A 16,582-nucleotide genomic window follows, 5' to 3' on the forward strand; every position below is an offset into this window, starting at 1 on the left:
CTTCAGCTCGGTGTACTTCTCCAGGGCGTGCAGCGACTTGTCACGGCCGTTGCCCGATTGCTTGAAACCACCGAACGGCGCGGTCATGTCGCCGCCGTCGTACTGGTTGACCCAGACGCTGCCGGCGCGCACGGCGCGGGCAGTCTTGTGGGCCTTGGAGATGTCCGCGGTCCAGATGCCGGCGGCCAGGCCATACGGCGTGTCGTTGGCGATGGCGATGGCTTCCTCGGCGGTGTCGAAGGTGATCACCGACAGCACCGGGCCGAAGATCTCTTCCTTGGCGATCTTCATGGCGTTGGTCACGCCGTCGAAGATGGTCGGCTCGACATAGGTGCCACCGGTCTCTTCGAGGATGCGCTTGCCACCGGCCAGCAGCTTGGCGCCGTCCTGGTGACCGGCGTCGATGTACGACAGCACGGTGTTCATCTGCTGGGTGTCGACCAGCGCGCCGACGGTGGTCGCCGGATCCAGCGGGTTGCCCGGCTTCCAGGCCTTGAGGGCCTCGACCACCATGGGCAGGAACTTGTCCTTGATCGAACGCTCGACCAGCAGGCGCGAACCCGCGGTGCAGACCTCGCCCTGGTTGAAGGCGATGGCGCTGGCGGCGGCCTCGGCGGCGGCCTGCAGGTCAGGGGCGTCGGCGAAGACGATGTTCGGGCTCTTGCCGCCGGCTTCCAGCCAGACGCGCTTCATGTTCGACTCGCCCGCGTAGACCATCAGCTGCTTGGCGATCTTGGTGGAGCCGGTGAACACCAGGGTGTCGACGTCCATGTGCAGGGCCAGGGCCTTGCCCACGGTGTGACCGTAGCCTGGCAGCACGTTCAGCACGCCCGCCGGGATACCGGCCTCGATGGCCAGCTGGGCGATGCGGATGGCGGTCAGCGGCGACTTTTCCGACGGTTTCAGGACGATGGAGTTACCGGTGGCCAGGGCTGGGCCCAGCTTCCAGCAGGCCATCAGCAGCGGGAAGTTCCACGGTACGATGGCACCGACCACGCCTACTGGCTCGCGGGTCACCAGGCCCAACTGATCGTGCGGGGTCGGGGCGACTTCGTCGTAGACTTTGTCGATGGCTTCGGCAGTCCAGTGGATGGCCTGGGCCGCACCCGGAATGTCGATGGAGGAGGAGTCACCGATCGGCTTGCCCATGTCGAGGGTTTCGAGCAGGGCCAGTTCCTCGACGTGCTTGCGCAGCAGGTCGGCGAAGCGGATCAGCTTGGCCTTGCGCTTGGCCGGGGCCAGGCGCGACCAGACGCCGGATTCGAACACGGCGCGGGCGTTGTCGACGGCGCGGTTGGCGTCGGCCAGGTCGCAGCTGGCGACCTTGGCCAGGAAGCGTCCGTCCACCGGGCTCAGGCAGTCGAAGGTTTCACCGGATGCGGCATCGGTGTATTCGCCGTTGATGAAGGCGCGGCCTTCGATCTTCAGTTGCTGGGCACGCTGTTCCCAGTCCGCTCGAGTCAGGGTGGTCATAGGAAACTCCTCTCTTGTTAAGGTGCAACGCCGCACTGAGGACTCACGGGCGCTGTCAGAAATTCTGGCCGGGCGACAAACGCACACCGGCATCCGACACCCTAAACCAGGGCGGACAAACTATCAATATATTTGACACGAATGGCCTAAACGCCTACTGATGTGCATTTTATTAAACAACAACAGGGTAATCACCATGAGCATCGCCAGTATCGTCGACTTTGCCCAGGTTCTCACCGAGGCCGAACGCTACCGCCCGGCGGCGGAGAAAATCCTCAAGGGCGAGCCTGACCAGGCTGTCTACAACCACTATTCCAGCCCTTGCGGCCAGTTCGCCGCCGGCGTCTGGGAGGGCGAGGTGGGCCAGTGGACGGTGAGCTATACCGAACACGAGTACTGCGAGATCGTCCAGGGCGTGTCGGTGCTGCGCGACCAGGAAGGCAACGCCAAGACCCTGCGTGCCGGTGATCGGTTCGTCATCCCGGCCGGCTTCAAGGGCACCTGGGAAGTGCTGGAGCCCTGCCGCAAGATCTATGTGCTGTTCGAGCAGAAGTAACCTTGTGGGAGCGGGCTTGCCCCGCGATTGCCGATTCGCAGGCATAAAAAAACCCGCCACCTTTCGGTAGCGGGTTTTTTCAGGTCGCCGATCAATTACTTGATCTTGGCTTCCTTGTACACCACGTGCTTGCGGACGACCGGATCGTATTTCTTGATCTCGATCTTGTCCGGAGTGGTGCGCTTGTTCTTGTCGGTGGTGTAGAAGTGGCCGGTGCCGGCACTCGAAACCAGACGGATCAATTCACGCATGACGTTCTCCTTAGAACTTTTCGCCGCGAGCACGCAGCTCGGCCAGCACTACGTCGATACCACGCTTGTCAATGACGCGCATGCCTTTGGCGGATACGCGCAGACGCACGAAACGCTTCTCGGATTCAACCCAGAAACGGTGGTGCTGCAGGTTCGGCAGGAAACGACGACGGGTTTTGTTGTTTGCGTGGGAAATGTTGTTCCCGGTTACTGGACCCTTACCAGTAACTTGACAGACTCTCGACATGACTCAGCCCTCTAAAACCACATGCCCAACCCGGCATGGGTTGGCCGCTTAATCTCTCAGTCTTTGGCGCCAGGCGCCGTGATTCTGGAGGTCTTATCGACCGTATCCGCTGACGCGACAGGCCGAGCCCCTAGAAAAGAGCGCTGCTTTATACCAGAAAGACTCTGCCACAACAACAGAAGATGAGTATTCCGGTCGGGCCGAGCGCGCCCGGGCAGCATAACGACTGGGGCGGGAAGCTGTCGACCGCCCGTCGCCGAATTAATGCGAAAGGGTGTGGTCATTTGCCCATGTCCGCACTAGGGTAGGACATTTCCTGAATTTTCCAGACTGCACCGGCAGATGGGCCACCGACCAGCCAAGGAGTCACCATGCGCGCCGCCGCCCTATCCCTCCTGTTCACCACCCTGTGCGCCGCCGGCCTGGCCCAGGCTGCACCGCTGTCGGTGTGCACCGAAGCCAGCCCGGAGGGCTTCGACGTGGTGCAGTACAACTCGCTTACCACCACCAATGCTTCGGCCGATGTGCTGATGAACCGCCTGGTCGAGTTCGACGCCGGCCTAGGCAAGGTGGTGCCGAGCCTGGCCGAAAGCTGGACGGTGTCGGCAGATGGCCTGATCTACGACTTCAAGCTGCGCCAGGGCGTACAGTTCCACACCACGCCGTACTTCAAGCCGAGCCGCGAGCTGGACGCCGACGACGTGCTGTTCAGCTTCCAGCGCATGCTCTACCCGGCCCACGCCTGGCACAAGACCGCCCCGGGCGGCTACCCGCACGCCCAGTCGCTGCAGCTGGGCAGCCTGATCAAGGTGATCGACGCACCCGATCCGCACACCGTGCGCTTCACCCTGACCCACGCCGACGCCACCTTCCTGGCCACCCTGAGCATGGGCTTCGCCTCGATCTACTCCGCCGAGTACGCCGACAAGCTGCTCAAGGCCGGCACCCCGGACAAGCTCAACAGCCAGCCGGTGGGTACCGGGCCGTTCGTCTTCCAGCGCTTCCAGAAGGACGCCGTGGTGCGCTACCGCGCCAACCCCGACTACTTCGCCGGCAAGCCGTCCGTCGACCCGCTGATCTACGCCATCACCCCGGACGCCAACGTGCGCCTGCAGAAGCTCAAGCGCGGCGAGTGCCAGGTGGCCCTGTCGCCCAAGCCACTGGACATCGCCGAGGCCGGCAAGGACGGCAACCTGAAAGTGGTGACCACACCGGCGTTCATGACCGCCTTCGTCGCCATCAACAGCCAGCACCCGCCGCTGGACAAACCCGAGGTGCGCCAGGCGATCAACCTGGCCTTCGACAAGGCCGCCTACCTGAAGGCGGTGTTCGAAGACACCGCCACCGCCGCCAACGGCCCTTATCCGCCGAACACCTGGAGCTACGCCAAGGACCTGCCCGGCTATGCCCTGGACCAGAAGAAGGCCAAGGCGCTGCTGGCCAAGGCCGGCCTGGCCAAGGGCTTCGAAACCACGATCTGGACCCGACCGGCGGGCAGCCTGCTCAATCCCAACCCCAGCCTCGGCGCGCAGATGCTCCAGGCGGACCTGGCCAAGGTCGGCATCAAGGCCGAGATCCGCACCATCGAATGGGGCGAGCTGATCCGCCGCGCCAAGGCCGGCGAGCACGACCTGCTGTTCATGGGCTGGGCCGGCGACAACGGTGACCCGGACAACTTCCTCAGCCCACAGTTTGCCTGCGCGGCGGTCAAGTCCGGGACCAACTTCGCGCGCTTCTGCGACAGCCGCCTGGACCAGTTGATCAATGCCGGGCGCACCACCAACGACCAGAGCGTGCGCAGCCGCCTGTACCAGCAGGCGCAGACGCTGATCCAGCAGCAGGCGCTGTGGCTGCCACTGGCCCATCCGACGGCGGCGGCGCTGCTGCACAAAGGGGTCGAGGGTTATCAGGTGAGCCCGTTCGGGCGGCAGGATTTCAGCAAGATCGCCGTCAGCCGTTGAGGCCTCTTCGCGGGCAAGCCCGCTCCCACAGGGACTACGCATACCCTGTGGGAGCGGGCTTGCCCACGACTAACCTGCCAACCACCCATGCTCGAGCATCGACAACGGCTCGCCATCGCCGACGATGACATGGTCCATCACCCGCACATCGATCAGCGCCAGCGAGCGTTTGAGCATCAGCGTCAGATGCACGTCATCCTGGCTCGGCTCGCAATTGCCCGACGGATGGTTGTGGCAGAGGATCAGTGCCGCCGCGTTGTGCAGCAATGATCGGCGCACGACCTCGCGGGGATAGATGCTCGCGCGGTCGATGGTGCCGCGGAACAGAATCTCGAACGCCAACGGTCGGTGCTTGGTGTCCAGAAACAGGCATCCGAACACCTCGCTGCACTCGTGCCGCAGCATGGACTTGAGATAACGCCTCACCGAGGCCGGGCTCTCCAGGACCGACGCACGCTCGATGTGTTCGTCCAGATAGCGCCTGCCGATCTCCAGCAATGCCTGCAACTGCGCATACCGCACCGGCCCCAGGCCTGGCTCGCGCAGCACCTTGGTCCGGTCCGCCTCGAGAAACTGGCGAAGCCCACCGAACTTCGCCAGCAGGCCACGGGCGAGATCGAGCACATTGCGCCCGGCAACCCCCGAGCCCAGCAGCACGGCCAGCAATTCTGCGTCCGAAAGGATCGACGCTCCGCGCTGCAACAGCTTTTCCCTCGGCCGCTCCTCAGCCGGCCACTCCCTGATGTTCATCTCCCCTCCTCGCCTGCCACTACGGCCCATTTGGGCGCTGTGTTAATCTAGTTCGCTTCGAAAATGCGACGATCTGCCGCAGGCAGCCATCGTCGCCACCCGCTTTCACTGGAATAAGGCAAGGCCTATGCAGCGGTTGTATCGCAAGCGCATCGTTCTCGGCGTGGGTGGCGGCATCGCCGCCTACAAGAGTGCCGAGCTGATTCGCCGACTCCTGGAACACGGCGCGCAGGTGCGCGTGGTCATGACCCGTGGTGGCGCCGAGTTCATCACCCCGCTCACGCTGCAGGCGCTGTCCGGCCACCCGGTGCACATGGACCTGCTCGACCCCGCCGCCGAAGCAGCCATGGGCCATATCGAGCTGGCCAAGTGGGCCGACCTGGTGCTGATCGCCCCGGCCACCGCCGACCTGATGGCGCGCATGGCCCAGGGCATGGCCGACGACCTGCTGACCACCCTGGTGCTGGCCACCGATGCAACCGTGGCCGTCGCCCCGGCGATGAACCAGGCCATGTGGCGCGACCCGGCCACCCAGGCCAACCTCGAGCTGCTCAAAAGTCGCGGCATCCAGGTGTTCGGCCCGGCCTCCGGCAGCCAGGCCTGTGGCGACGTCGGCCTGGGCCGCATGCTCGAGGCCACGGACCTGGCCTGGTGCGCCGCCGAGAGCTTCAAGCGCCAGGCCCTGACCGGCAAGCACGTGCTGATCACCGCCGGTCCGACCCAAGAGAACATCGACCCGGTGCGCTATATCACCAACCATAGTTCAGGGAAGATGGGCTTCGCCCTGGCCGAGGCCGCCGCCGAAGCCGGGGCCCGGGTGACCCTCGTCACCGGCCCCGTGCACCTGCAGACGCCCGACCGGGTCAGCCGCATCGACGTGGTCAGCGCGCGGGACATGCTCGCGGCCTGCGAGGCGGCCATGCCCTGCGACCTGTTCATCGCCTCGGCTGCGGTCGCGGACTACCGCCCGGAAGTCGTCGCCCCACAGAAGCTCAAGAAGGATCCCACCACAGGCGACGGCATGCTGCTGCAGATGGTGCGCAATCCCGATATCCTTGCGACCATTGCCGGCCGGCCTGATCGCCCGTTCAGCGTGGGCTTCGCCGCCGAAACCGAGCACCTGCTCGACTACGCCACGCGCAAGCTCAAGGACAAGAACCTCGACCTGATCGTCGCCAATGATGTGGCCAATCCCAGCATCGGCTTCAACAGCGAGGAGAACGCCCTGACCGTGATCGACCGCCAGCAGCACCAGACCCTCTTCGCGCAGACCAGCAAGGGCAAGATCGCCCGCCAGCTGGTTGCCTTCATCGCCGAACGGCTCAACCAGGTTCAATAAGTTACATGCACGCTCTTCAAGCCAAGATCCTCGACCCACGCCTGGGCACCGAATTCCCCCTGCCGCAGTACGCCACCCCCGGCTCCGCCGGCCTGGACCTGCGCGCCCTGCTCAAGGAGGACACCGTCCTCGAGCCGGGCCAGACCCTGCTGATTCCCACCGGCCTGTCGGTATACATCGGCGACCCGGGCCTGGCGGCCATGATCCTGCCGCGCTCGGGCCTGGGCCATAAGCACGGCATCGTGCTGGGCAACCTGGTCGGCCTGATCGACTCGGACTACCAGGGCGAGCTGATGGTCTCCTGCTGGAACCGCGGCAACACGCCGTTCACCATCACCGTCGGCGAGCGCATCGCCCAGCTGATCCTGGTGCCGGTGGTGCAGGCGCACTTCGACATCGTCGAGCAGTTCGACGAAACCCAGCGCGGTGCCGGCGGCTTCGGTCACTCCGGCACCCGCTGAGCCGACAGCAGACCGCTCGGGCCATGGATGGCGAACTCTCTGGCGAAACCGCCGTCCAAGCGTTCAGTTTGCGCTTGCCCAGAAGCCTTTGACTTATGGAGTCCCCAGAGATGAACGACATGGCCCAGCTGGTCCCCGCACTGCCCGACAGCATCTTCCGCGCCTATGACATCCGCGGCGTGGTCGGCAAGACCCTGCATGCCGAGACCGCCTACTGGATCGGTCGCGCCATCGGCGCCCAGACCCTAGCCCAGGGCGAGCCACAGATCTCGGTCGGCCGCGATGGCCGCCTGTCCGGCCCGATGCTGGTCGAGCAACTGATCAAAGGCCTGGCTGACGCCGGCTGCCAAGTCAGCGATGTCGGCCTGGTGCCGACCCCGGCGCTGTACTACGCCGCCAACGTGCTGGCCGGCAAGTCGGGAGTGATGCTCACCGGCAGCCACAACCCGTCGGACTACAACGGTTTCAAGATCGTCATCGCCGGTGACACCCTGGCCAACGAACAGATCCAGGCCTTGCTGACGCGCCTGAAGACCAACGACCTCACCCGCGGCGAAGGCCGTGTGGAAAAGGTCGAGATCCTCGACCGCTACTTCCAGCAGATCACCGCCGACGTGAAGCTGGCCAAGCGCCTGAAGGTGGTGGTCGACTGCGGCAACGGCGCCGCCGGCGTGGTCGCCCCGCAATTGATCGAGGCCCTGGGCTGCGACGTCATCCCGCTGTTCTGCGAGGTCGACGGCAACTTCCCCAACCATCACCCGGACCCGGGCAAGCCCGAGAACCTGGAAGACCTGATCGCCAAGGTGAAGGAGACCGGTGCCGACATCGGCCTGGCCTTCGACGGCGACGGCGACCGCGTCGGCGTGGTGACCAACACCGGCAGCATCGTCTACCCCGACCGCCTGCTGATGCTGTTCGCCCAGGACGTGCTGTCGCGCAACCCGGGCGCCGAGATCATCTTCGACGTCAAGTGCACCCGCCGCCTGACCCCGCTGATCGAGCAGCACGGTGGCCGTGCGCTGATGTGGAAGACCGGCCACTCGCTGATCAAGAAGAAGATGAAGCAGACCGGCTCGCTGCTGGCCGGCGAGATGAGCGGACACATCTTCATCAAGGAACGCTGGTACGGTTTCGACGACGGCATCTACAGCGCCGCACGCCTGCTGGAGATCCTCAGCAAGGCCGGGCAGGACGCCGAAAGCCTGTTCGCCGCGTTCCCCAATGATATTTCCACGCCGGAAATCAACATTGATGTGACCGACGAGGGTAAATTCAGCATCATTGATGCACTGCAACGCGACGCCGACTGGGGCGAAGCCAACCTGACCACCATCGACGGTGTGCGGGTCGACTATCCCCACGGCTGGGGCCTGGTCCGCGCCTCCAACACCACGCCGGTGCTGGTGCTGCGCTTCGAGGCCGACAGCGCGGCAGAGCTCGACCGAATCAAGGCTGTATTCCGCACGCAGTTGCTGCGGGTCCAACCCGGCCTGCAACTGCCGTTCTGACGACTTTACGTTCCTTACCTGGAGCCCTGCATGACCCTCGATCGCGATGCCGCTTCCCATGTAGCCGAGGTTTTGTCCGAAGCACTGCCTTACATCCGCCGCTTCGTCGGCAAGACCCTGGTGATCAAGTACGGCGGCAACGCGATGGAGAGCGAGGAGCTCAAGACCGGCTTCGCCCGTGACATCGTGCTGATGAAGGCCGTGGGCATCAACCCGGTGGTGGTGCACGGTGGCGGGCCGCAGATCGGCGACCTGCTCAAGCGCCTGTCGATCGACAGCCACTTCATCGACGGCATGCGCGTCACTGACGCGGCGACCATGGACGTGGTGGAGATGGTCCTGGGCGGCCAGGTCAACAAGGACATCGTCAACCTGATCAACCGCCACGGTGGCAGCGCCATCGGCCTGACCGGCAAGGACGCGGAGCTGATCCGCGCCAAGAAGCTGACCGTCACCCGCCAGACCCCGGAGATGACTACCCCGGAAATCATCGACATCGGCCATGTCGGCGAGGTCGTGAGCGTCAACACCGACCTGCTGAACATGCTGGTCAAGGGTGACTTCATTCCGGTGATCGCACCGATCGGCGTGGGCGCCAACGGCGAGTCCTACAACATCAACGCCGACCTGGTGGCCGGCAAGGTGGCCGAGGCGCTGAAGGCCGAGAAGCTGATGCTGCTGACCAACATCGCCGGCCTGATGGACAAGCAGGGTGAGGTCCTCACCGGGCTGACCACCGAGCAGGTCAACGAGCTGATCGCCGACGGCACCATCTACGGCGGCATGCTGCCGAAGATCAAATGCGCGCTGGACGCAGTCCAGGGCGGCGTCAACAGCTCGCACATCATCGACGGTCGCGTGCCGAATGCCGTGCTGCTGGAGATCTTCACCGACAGCGGCGTGGGCACCCTGATCACCAACCGCAAGCCACGCTGATCGGCTCCTGACCCCATCGCGGGGCAAGCCCGCTCCCACAAGGCCCTCAAACGCCGACGTGGGGCGGGCTTGCCCCGCGATGAGGCCAGCAAACACAGCACAAAAAAGGGCGACCTCACGGGTCGCCCTTTTTCATTTACAAGCCGGAATCAGATCCCGTACTGCGCGCGGTACGCCTCGACCGCCGGCAGGTGCTGCTTGAGCTGCGGATCGTCAGCCAGGAATTCCAGCACCTGGGTCAGCGAGACGATGCTGACCACCGGGATACCGAAGTCGCGCTCGACTTCCTGGATCGCCGACAGCTCGCCATTGCCGCGCTCTTCGCGGTTCAGCGCGATCAGCACGCCGGCGGCCTTGGCCTGCTGGGCGTTGATGATCTGCATGACCTCGCGGATGGCGGTGCCGGCGGTGATCACGTCGTCGATGATCAGCACGTCACCGGCCAGCGGGGCGCCGACCAGGCTGCCGCCCTCACCGTGATCCTTGGCCTCTTTGCGGTTGAAGCACCACGGCACGTCGAGCTGGTGCTGTTCGGCCAGGGCCACGGCAGTGGCCGCCGCCAGGGGAATGCCCTTGTAGGCCGGGCCGAACAGCACGTCGAAGGGGATCTTGCTGTCGACGATGGCCGCCGCGTAGCAACGCCCCAGCTGGGCCAGCGCGGAACCTGTGTTGAACAGGCCGGCATTGAAGAAGTACGGGCTGGTACGCCCCGATTTCAGGGTGAACTCACCGAAGCGCAGAACGCCGCGATCGATGGCAAAACGGATGAAGTCGCGCTGATACGGCTGCATGAAAGGTCCCGGACACCACGGATTTAGCTAAATGTGTTGAGCTCGGGTATCATACACGCACGAGATTTTTGGGGCCATTTATGCGGATCATCAGTGTGAACGTAAATGGCATTCAGGCTGCGGCCGAGCGTGGATTGCTCAGCTGGCTGCAAGCCCAGAATGCCGACGTCATCTGCCTTCAGGATACCCGCGCCTCGGCCTTTGAACTCGACGACCCAGCTTTCCAGCTCGATGGCTATTTCCTTTACGCCTGCGACGCGGAGGTGCCCACCCAAGGTGGCGTGGCACTGTACTCGCGCATGCAGCCCAAGGCAGTCATCACCGGCCTGGGCTTCGAGACAGCCGACCGCTACGGGCGTTATCTGCAAGCAGATTTCGACAAAGTCAGTATTGCCAGCCTGCTGCTGCCTTCGGGCATGCACGGCGACGAAGACTTGAACCAGAAGTTCAAGTTGATGGACGACTTCGCCAAGTACCTGGACAAGCAGCGTCGCAAGCGTCGCGAATACATCTACTGCGGCTCGTTCTACGTGGCGCAGCAGAAGCTCGACATCAAGAACTGGCGCGACAGCCAGCAGTCGGTCGGCTTCCTGCCGCCAGAACGCGCCTGGATGGACGCCATCGTCGGCGACATGGGTTATGTCGACGCCCTGCGCGAAGTCAGCCGCGAAGGCGACCAGTACAGCTGGTGGCCGGACAACGAGCAGGCCGAGATGCTCAACCTGGGTTACCGGTTCGACTACCAGATCCTCACCCCAGGCCTGCGCCGCTTCGTGCGCCACGCCCGTCTGCCACGCCAGCCGCGCTTCTCCCAGCATGCGCCGCTGATCGTGGACTACGATTGGACGCTGACCATCTGAGGATGGCGCGCAGAAAAAAGCCGACCCATGGGTCGGCTTTTTTTTGCCTATCTGATTGGTCGCCAGATCCAGGGATAGCGATACGGCTTCCCTTCGTTGGCCCTGACCGCCGCCAGGATGATCAGGATCAGCACCGCCACCATCAGCGCGGCGAACAGCACGATGCCGATGAACACGAACATCAGCAGGAAGCAGACGAACCCGGCGAGGGTCACGCTGATCTGGAAGTTCAGCGCTTCCTTGCCCTGGGCATCGATGAACGGATCCTGCTCGCGCTTGAGGTGCCACAACACCAACGGGCCAAGCAGATGCCCAAGGGGCATCACCAGGCCCAGCAGCGCGGACAGGTGGCAGAACATCGCCCACTGCCGGACTTCGGCACTGGGTGGGGTGATCGACAAGTCCACATCGCTCATGTTGCGCACCTTCCTGGCGTGTCGTCAGTCGGCCAGCGCGGCCTGCTGCAGTTCGAAGATCTCGGTCATGCCCTTCTGCGCCAGCGCCAGCATGGCGTTGAAGTCCTCTGGCTGGAACGGCGCGCCCTCGGCGGTGCCCTGCACTTCGATGAAGCCACCGGCGCTGGTCATGACCACGTTCAGGTCGGTCTCGGCGGCGGAGTCCTCGAGGTAGTCGAGGTCGAGCACGGCCTCGCCCTGGTACATGCCCACCGACACCGCGGCGATCATGTGCTTGAGCGGGTTGCCGCCCTTGAGGCCGCCACGCTTCTTGATCACCGCCAGGGCATCGCACAGGGCGACCATGGCGCCGGTGATCGAGGCGGTGCGGGTGCCGCCGTCGGCCTGGATCACGTCGCAGTCGACGTACAGAGTAATGTCGCCGAGCTTGCTCATGTCCAGCGCGGCGCGCAGGGAACGGCCAATCAGGCGCTGGATTTCGAGGGTGCGGCCGCCTTGCTTGCCGCGGCTGGCCTCACGCTGGTTACGCTCGCCGGTCGAACGCGGCAGCATGCCGTATTCGGCGGTGAGCCAGCCTTGGCCCTGACCTTTGAGGAAGCGGGGAACACCATTCTCGACGCTGACCGTGCAGATGACCTTGGTGTCACCGAACTCGACCAGTACCGATCCCTCGGCGTGCTTGGTGTAGTTGCGGGTAATGCGGATCGAGCGGAGCTGATCGGCGGCGCGACCACTTGGACGTTTCATCTGGGATACCTGTACCGGGACTTTGAATCTGCCGAGCATTATAGAGCCCGCCGCCCGCCGAAGGCACGCCTGTCGTCGTACCCGCGCAGCCTGTCGCCTTTTCCGACAGGCCAGAAGAGGGCCGGTAGCATGGGTGGATTGGGCGCCCGGGCCGCACTGCGCTACAATCCTGCGCCTTGCAGCCGACAGGCTCCCCGTTCACCTGAATACGCGAGGTACTCCCCATGGTGCATAGCATGACCGCTTTTGCTCGTGTCGAGCGCGCTGGCAGCCAAGGCACCCTGGTCTGGGAGCTGCGTTCGGTCAACCACCGCTATCTCGAACCCCACCTGCGCCTGCCCGAAGCGCTGCGCGACCTCGAAGGCGCGGTACGCGAGGGCCTGCGCCAAGGCCTGTCCCGCGGCAAGGTCGAGTGCACCCTGCGCCTGAGCGAGGACAACGCCGGCAAGCCGTTGCAGGTCGACCGTGAGCGCGCCGCGCAACTGGTTGCCGCCGCCGAGACCGTGGCCGGCCTGATCAAGCAACCAGCGCCGCTCAACCCGCTGGAAGTGCTGGCCTGGCCAGGCGTGCTGGTGGCCGACGCCAGCGATCCGCAGGCGCTCAACGCCGAAGCCATCGCCCTGTTCGACGAGGCGCTGGCCGAACTCAAGGCGGGCCGTGAGCGCGAAGGCGCCGAACTGGCCCGGCTGATCAACGAGCGCCTGGACAGCATGGCCGGCGAAGTCGCCACCCTGCGCACACTGGTGCCGCAGATGCTGGCCGCGCAACGGCAGAAGGTCCTCGATCGCTTCGGCGACATGAAGGCCGAGCTCGACCCGCAGCGCCTGGAGCAGGAAATGGTCCTGCTGGCACAGAAGAGCGACGTTGCCGAGGAGCTGGATCGCCTCAGCACCCACGTCACCGAGGTGCGCCGGGTGCTCAAGTCCGGCGGCGCCGCCGGCCGGCGCCTGGACTTCCTGATGCAGGAGCTCAACCGCGAAGCCAACACCCTCGGTTCCAAGGCCTTCGACCCGCGCAGCACGCAGGCGGCGGTCAACCTGAAGGTGCTGATCGAACAGATGCGTGAACAAGTACAGAATATCGAGTAAGGCCACCCCTACCATGAATCACAGCAGCGGCACCCTCTACATCGTTTCGGCGCCGTCCGGCGCCGGCAAGACCAGCCTGGTCACGGCCCTGATCAAGGACGACGCCAACGTGCGCGTCTCGGTCTCCCACACCACCCGCGCCATGCGTCCGGGCGAGGAGCACGGAGTGAACTACCACTTCGTCGTTCATGAGGAATTCAAGGCATTGATCGCCCAAGGCGACTTCCTCGAGCACGCCGAAGTGTTCGGCAACTTCTACGGCACGTCGCGCAGCGCCCTGCAGGAAACCCTCGACCAGGGCTACGACCTGATCCTGGAAATCGACTGGCAAGGCGCCCAGCAGGTGCGCAAGCTGATGCCCGAGGCGCGTTCGATCTTCATCCTGCCGCCAAGCCAGGAGGCCCTGCGTCAACGGCTGGATGGCCGTGGGCAGGACAGCGAGGAGATCATCGCCGGGCGTATGAAGGAAGCGGTCAGCGAGATGGTGCACTACGACGAGTATGAGTACGTCATCATCAATGACGACTTCGGCGTGGCGCTGGAGGAATTGAAGGCGGTGTTCGCCTCGAATCGCCTGTTGCTGAAGAAACAGCAGGCGCGGCATGGTGAGTTGCTCAAGCAGCTGATCGGCTGAAGACCGCCGGGGCCTCTGCGAGGCCCTATCGCGACACAAGGCCGCTCCTACAGGTACGGTGCAGAGTCTGAAACTGCGCTGTACCTGTAGGAGCGGCCTTGTGCCGCGAAAGGGGCGCAGAGCGCCCCCAAGCGTTAGTCCTGCAGCTGAATGGTCGCTTGCTGACGCAGGGTAGCCCCCAGGAAATACGCCGGCGCACGCAACCGCGACAGCATCATCAGCACGATCCCCAGTGCCGAGATGATCGCCGCGATCACGAATACCAGCCCCAACCCGCCCACATGCGAGCCACTGCCGAAGTCCGGTGAAGCGCTGTCGATCGCCGTGCGCACGAAGATCACCGACAGGATCACCCCACCCACCAGCGGGCAGACGCCGCGCATGAAGAAGTGGCGCACGCTGTCGAACAGGCTGCGGCGGAAGTACCACACGCAAGCGAACGCGGTCAGCGAGTAATAGAAGCAGATCATCATGCCCAGGGCGGTGATGGTGTCTGCCAGCACGTTCTCGCTCAAGGTACGCATGGTCACGTAGAACAGGCCCGCGGCGATACCGGCACAGATGGTCGCGTAGCGCGGCGTCTGCGAACGCGGGCAGACCGTGGCGAAGCGCTGCGGCACGGCGCCGTAGTAACCCATGGCGAGCAGGGTGCGCGCCGGCGAGACGAAGGTCGACTGCAGCGAGGCCGCGGTGCTGGCCAGCACCGCGATCGACATCAGGATTGCCAATGGCCCCATGACCGGGCCGGCCAGGTGGGCGAACACGTTCTCCTGGATGCGCGGGTTGCCCAGGCCCAGGCCATCCTCGCTGATCCCGGCGAACTGCAGGGTGGCGATGGCGGTGAGCAGGTACAGGCCAAGGATCAGCAACACCGTCCAGGTGGCGGCCTTGCCCGGCACCTCCTCACTGCCGATCGACTCCTCGCTGACGGTCAGGCACACATCCCAACCCCAGAAGATGAAGATCGACAACGACAGGCCCGCGGCGAACGCCGAGAACGACTCGACGCCGAACGGGTTGAACCAGGCAAGGTCGAATGCCAGCGGTGGCGGCGCCGTGGTCTCGCCGAAGGCGGCGAAGGCGAAGCCGATCAGCACCAGCAGCTGCAAGGCCACCAGGCCGTACTGCACGGTCATGGTAGTGGCCATGCCGCGACAGCAGATCCACACCGCCAGGGCGATGAACACACAACAGGTGGTGACGTTGACCAACAGGTTGTCCGCCAGCGCCGCCAGCTCCTGGTTGCCGGTGATCTGGGCCAGGAACAGGTAGAAGAAGTCCACCGCCACGCCCGCCAGATTTGAAAGCACGATGGTGGTGGCGACCACCAGCCCCCAACCGCCGATCCAGCCGATCATCGGACCGAAGGCCCGGGCCGACCAGGTGAAGGAGGTGCCGCTGTCGGGCTCGGCCGAGTTCAGCTCGCGGTAGCCCAGGGCCACCAGCAGCATCGGCAGGAAGCCGACGATGAACACCGCCGGCAGGTGGGCGCCGACTTCGCGCACGGTCGGGCCGAGCGCGCCGGTCAGGGTGTAGACCGGGGCGATGGTAGAAATGCCCAGCACGACGCTGGCCAGCAGGCCGAGGCGGCCCTTGGCCAGGCCCTTGCTGCGCTGGGTGTTGCCCGAGTCGGACGCCGCGTCGGGTGGGCGTCCGGCTTCTGTGTATTCATTCATGAGTCTGTGCCGTAACTATTGGAATTGTTCTCACAGGCCCGCCGTAGAGGGCCCGCTTTCACTCATTGAAAGCTCGTGGTGGGGGCACGGTCATCCTGGACCTTCGGCTAACGTCAGCGTGTTTCCTGACGCACACCCTCCCGAGCAGCATGGGCAATGCAAGCCTCGCGGAACGCCTCGAACAGGCGCAGCGAGACCGGGTTTTCGGCGAAACGCCATTCAGGGTGCCACTGCACGCCGACTACAAAGCCCGGCGCATCAGGCATCGACACCGCTTCGATCAGGCCATCCGGGGCCCGTGCCTCGACACGCAGGCCCGGGGCCAGGCGGTCGATGCCCTGGCTGTGCAGCGAGTTGACCTCGAACTGCGCAGCCAGGCCCAGGCGCTCGAACAGCCCGCCCGCGGCGACCGCGACGGGATGACGAGGGCCGTATTGCACCTCCAGGGGTGCGTCCTCAGGTTCGCGGTGGTCCAGGTAGCCGGGCAGTTCCTGCACGCGCTGGTGCAGGCTGCCGCCAAGGGCCACGTTCAGTTCCTGGAAGCCACGGCAGATGCACAACACCGGCACACCGGCGGCAATGGCCGCCTGCAGCAGCGGCAAGGTCAGGCGATCACGTGCAAGATCGTGCCGGGTGCCTTCCGCGCTGGGGGCGCCATTGTAATGATGCGGCTCGACATTTGAAGGCGAACCGGTAAAAAGAATGCCATCGAGCCGGGCCAGCAGCGCCCGGGTGTCGCTGCCGCCATCACGCGCCGGCAGGATCAGCGGCAGCCCGGCAAAGCCCGCGGCCTCGACATACTTGTCGCCCACCGTGTGCGACGAGTTCTTCCCCACCTGCTGGCGGCAGGCGCTGACACCGATCAAGGGGACCGCAATTGCGCTCATG

The 16,582-nt window shown here is 64.8% G+C and carries 17 protein-coding genes and 1 pseudogene; 9 read left to right on the forward strand and 9 right to left on the reverse strand.

The features are described from left to right. Positions 1-1,473 (reverse strand): aldehyde dehydrogenase (locus HU751_RS14825; RefSeq protein WP_217862544.1); only part of this gene is annotated, 1,473 nt, incomplete at its 3' end. Positions 1,474-1,669: 196 nt separating this feature from the next. Here HU751_RS14825 and HU751_RS14830 point away from each other — a divergent pair. Then, the gene (locus HU751_RS14830; RefSeq protein WP_050707521.1) at positions 1,670-2,029 is read left to right on the forward strand and encodes a cupin domain-containing protein; all 360 of its coding nucleotides are present in this window, start codon (positions 1,670-1,672) and stop codon (positions 2,027-2,029) included. A gap of 95 nt (positions 2,030-2,124) precedes the next feature. Here HU751_RS14830 and rpmG read toward each other — a convergent pair whose 3' ends face one another. Together rpmG and rpmB are read right to left on the reverse strand one after the other, a co-directional pair. Then, positions 2,125-2,280, reverse strand: a complete 156-nt coding sequence (gene rpmG / locus HU751_RS14835) for a 50S ribosomal protein L33 (RefSeq protein WP_003253507.1) — start codon at positions 2,278-2,280, stop codon at positions 2,125-2,127. A gap of 10 nt (positions 2,281-2,290) precedes the next feature. Then, complete coding sequence (gene rpmB / locus HU751_RS14840; protein WP_003258972.1) at positions 2,291-2,527, reverse strand: 50S ribosomal protein L28; 237 nt, start codon at positions 2,525-2,527, stop codon at positions 2,291-2,293. A 371-nt stretch (positions 2,528-2,898) separates the two neighbouring features. Between rpmB and HU751_RS14845 the strand changes: the two genes are divergently transcribed. Further along, entirely contained in the window at positions 2,899-4,488 is a 1,590-nt protein-coding gene (locus tag HU751_RS14845) for an ABC transporter substrate-binding protein (RefSeq protein WP_186732197.1), read from the forward strand. Between the two features lie 69 nt (positions 4,489-4,557). Here HU751_RS14845 and radC read toward each other — a convergent pair whose 3' ends face one another. Further along, positions 4,558-5,238, reverse strand: coding sequence for a RadC family protein (radC, locus tag HU751_RS14850; RefSeq protein ID WP_186732196.1), 681 nt, complete (start codon positions 5,236-5,238; stop codon positions 4,558-4,560). A 127-nt stretch (positions 5,239-5,365) separates the two neighbouring features. Between radC and coaBC the strand changes: the two genes are divergently transcribed. From coaBC to argB, 4 genes and pseudogenes are all read left to right on the forward strand, one after another. Beyond that, positions 5,366-6,577 (forward strand): bifunctional phosphopantothenoylcysteine decarboxylase/phosphopantothenate--cysteine ligase CoaBC, encoded by a 1,212-nt coding sequence (coaBC, locus tag HU751_RS14855; protein ID WP_050707524.1) that lies wholly within the window; start codon positions 5,366-5,368, stop codon positions 6,575-6,577. A 5-nt stretch (positions 6,578-6,582) separates the two neighbouring features. Beyond that, positions 6,583-7,038 (forward strand): dUTP diphosphatase, encoded by a 456-nt coding sequence (dut, locus tag HU751_RS14860; protein ID WP_050707525.1) that lies wholly within the window; start codon positions 6,583-6,585, stop codon positions 7,036-7,038. A 134-nt stretch (positions 7,039-7,172) separates the two neighbouring features. Then, positions 7,173-8,546, forward strand: a pseudogene (locus tag HU751_RS14865) (phosphomannomutase/phosphoglucomutase); the annotation flags it as partial. Between the two features lie 30 nt (positions 8,547-8,576). Further along, the gene (argB, locus tag HU751_RS14870) at positions 8,577-9,482 is read left to right on the forward strand and encodes an acetylglutamate kinase (RefSeq protein WP_028689938.1); all 906 of its coding nucleotides are present in this window, start codon (positions 8,577-8,579) and stop codon (positions 9,480-9,482) included. A 149-nt stretch (positions 9,483-9,631) separates the two neighbouring features. Here the strand turns inward: argB and pyrE are convergent, their stop codons facing one another. Continuing rightward, positions 9,632-10,273: an orotate phosphoribosyltransferase gene (gene pyrE, locus HU751_RS14875; protein ID WP_011536401.1), complete on the reverse strand. Its 642-nt coding sequence runs from the start codon at positions 10,271-10,273 to the stop codon at positions 9,632-9,634. A gap of 80 nt (positions 10,274-10,353) precedes the next feature. On the opposite strand from pyrE, the gene crc reads away from it, so the two are divergent. After that, complete coding sequence (gene crc / locus HU751_RS14880) at positions 10,354-11,133, forward strand: catabolite repression control protein Crc (protein ID WP_186732195.1); 780 nt, start codon at positions 10,354-10,356, stop codon at positions 11,131-11,133. Between the two features lie 47 nt (positions 11,134-11,180). On the opposite strand, the gene HU751_RS14885 is transcribed toward crc, so the two are convergent. Next, a complete protein-coding gene (locus HU751_RS14885) occupies positions 11,181-11,549 on the reverse strand; it encodes a DUF4870 domain-containing protein (protein WP_186732194.1) in 369 nt (122 codons plus the stop codon). A 24-nt stretch (positions 11,550-11,573) separates the two neighbouring features. Next, positions 11,574-12,296, reverse strand: coding sequence for a ribonuclease PH (gene rph / locus HU751_RS14890; RefSeq protein ID WP_009681991.1), 723 nt, complete (start codon positions 12,294-12,296; stop codon positions 11,574-11,576). A gap of 224 nt (positions 12,297-12,520) precedes the next feature. On the opposite strand from rph, the gene HU751_RS14895 reads away from it, so the two are divergent. Together HU751_RS14895 and gmk are read left to right on the forward strand one after the other, a co-directional pair. Continuing rightward, positions 12,521-13,384, forward strand: coding sequence for a YicC/YloC family endoribonuclease (locus HU751_RS14895; RefSeq protein WP_186712300.1), 864 nt, complete (start codon positions 12,521-12,523; stop codon positions 13,382-13,384). Positions 13,385-13,397: 13 nt separating this feature from the next. After that, positions 13,398-14,018 carry a guanylate kinase gene (gmk, locus tag HU751_RS14900; protein ID WP_028689945.1) on the forward strand — a complete coding sequence of 207 codons (621 nt, stop codon included), beginning with the start codon at positions 13,398-13,400 and terminating at the stop codon, positions 14,016-14,018. A gap of 134 nt (positions 14,019-14,152) precedes the next feature. Here gmk and HU751_RS14905 read toward each other — a convergent pair whose 3' ends face one another. Beyond that, positions 14,153-15,694: an APC family permease gene (locus HU751_RS14905; RefSeq protein WP_186732193.1), complete on the reverse strand. Its 1,542-nt coding sequence runs from the start codon at positions 15,692-15,694 to the stop codon at positions 14,153-14,155. A 113-nt stretch (positions 15,695-15,807) separates the two neighbouring features. Then, a complete protein-coding gene (locus HU751_RS14910) occupies positions 15,808-16,581 on the reverse strand; it encodes a gamma-glutamyl-gamma-aminobutyrate hydrolase family protein (RefSeq protein WP_186732192.1) in 774 nt (257 codons plus the stop codon). Position 16,582: the final 1 nt, after the last annotated feature.

This window comes from Pseudomonas peradeniyensis, from assembly GCF_014268935.2.
Taxonomy (GTDB): Bacteria; Pseudomonadota; Gammaproteobacteria; order Pseudomonadales; family Pseudomonadaceae; genus Aquipseudomonas; species Aquipseudomonas peradeniyensis.

Coding starts and splice junctions, on each gene's coding strand:
- rpmB (WP_003258972.1), bottom strand. CDS start 2,527: ATGTCGAGAGTCTGTCAAGTTACTGGTAAGGGTCCAGTAACCGGGAAC.
- HU751_RS14845 (WP_186732197.1), top strand. CDS start 2,899: ATGCGCGCCGCCGCCCTATCCCTCCTGTTCACCACCCTGTGCGCCGCC.
- pyrE (WP_011536401.1), bottom strand. CDS start 10,273: ATGCAGCCGTATCAGCGCGACTTCATCCGTTTTGCCATCGATCGCGGC.
- gmk (WP_028689945.1), top strand. CDS start 13,398: ATGAATCACAGCAGCGGCACCCTCTACATCGTTTCGGCGCCGTCCGGC.
- HU751_RS14830 (WP_050707521.1), top strand. CDS start 1,670: ATGAGCATCGCCAGTATCGTCGACTTTGCCCAGGTTCTCACCGAGGCC.
- rpmG (WP_003253507.1), bottom strand. CDS start 2,280: ATGCGTGAATTGATCCGTCTGGTTTCGAGTGCCGGCACCGGCCACTTC.
- HU751_RS14885 (WP_186732194.1), bottom strand. CDS start 11,549: ATGAGCGATGTGGACTTGTCGATCACCCCACCCAGTGCCGAAGTCCGG.
- HU751_RS14910 (WP_186732192.1), bottom strand. CDS start 16,581: ATGAGCGCAATTGCGGTCCCCTTGATCGGTGTCAGCGCCTGCCGCCAG.
- argB (WP_028689938.1), top strand. CDS start 8,577: ATGACCCTCGATCGCGATGCCGCTTCCCATGTAGCCGAGGTTTTGTCC.
- HU751_RS14895 (WP_186712300.1), top strand. CDS start 12,521: ATGGTGCATAGCATGACCGCTTTTGCTCGTGTCGAGCGCGCTGGCAGC.
- coaBC (WP_050707524.1), top strand. CDS start 5,366: ATGCAGCGGTTGTATCGCAAGCGCATCGTTCTCGGCGTGGGTGGCGGC.
- radC (WP_186732196.1), bottom strand. CDS start 5,238: ATGAACATCAGGGAGTGGCCGGCTGAGGAGCGGCCGAGGGAAAAGCTG.
- dut (WP_050707525.1), top strand. CDS start 6,583: ATGCACGCTCTTCAAGCCAAGATCCTCGACCCACGCCTGGGCACCGAA.
- crc (WP_186732195.1), top strand. CDS start 10,354: ATGCGGATCATCAGTGTGAACGTAAATGGCATTCAGGCTGCGGCCGAG.
- rph (WP_009681991.1), bottom strand. CDS start 12,296: ATGAAACGTCCAAGTGGTCGCGCCGCCGATCAGCTCCGCTCGATCCGC.
- HU751_RS14905 (WP_186732193.1), bottom strand. CDS start 15,694: ATGAATGAATACACAGAAGCCGGACGCCCACCCGACGCGGCGTCCGAC.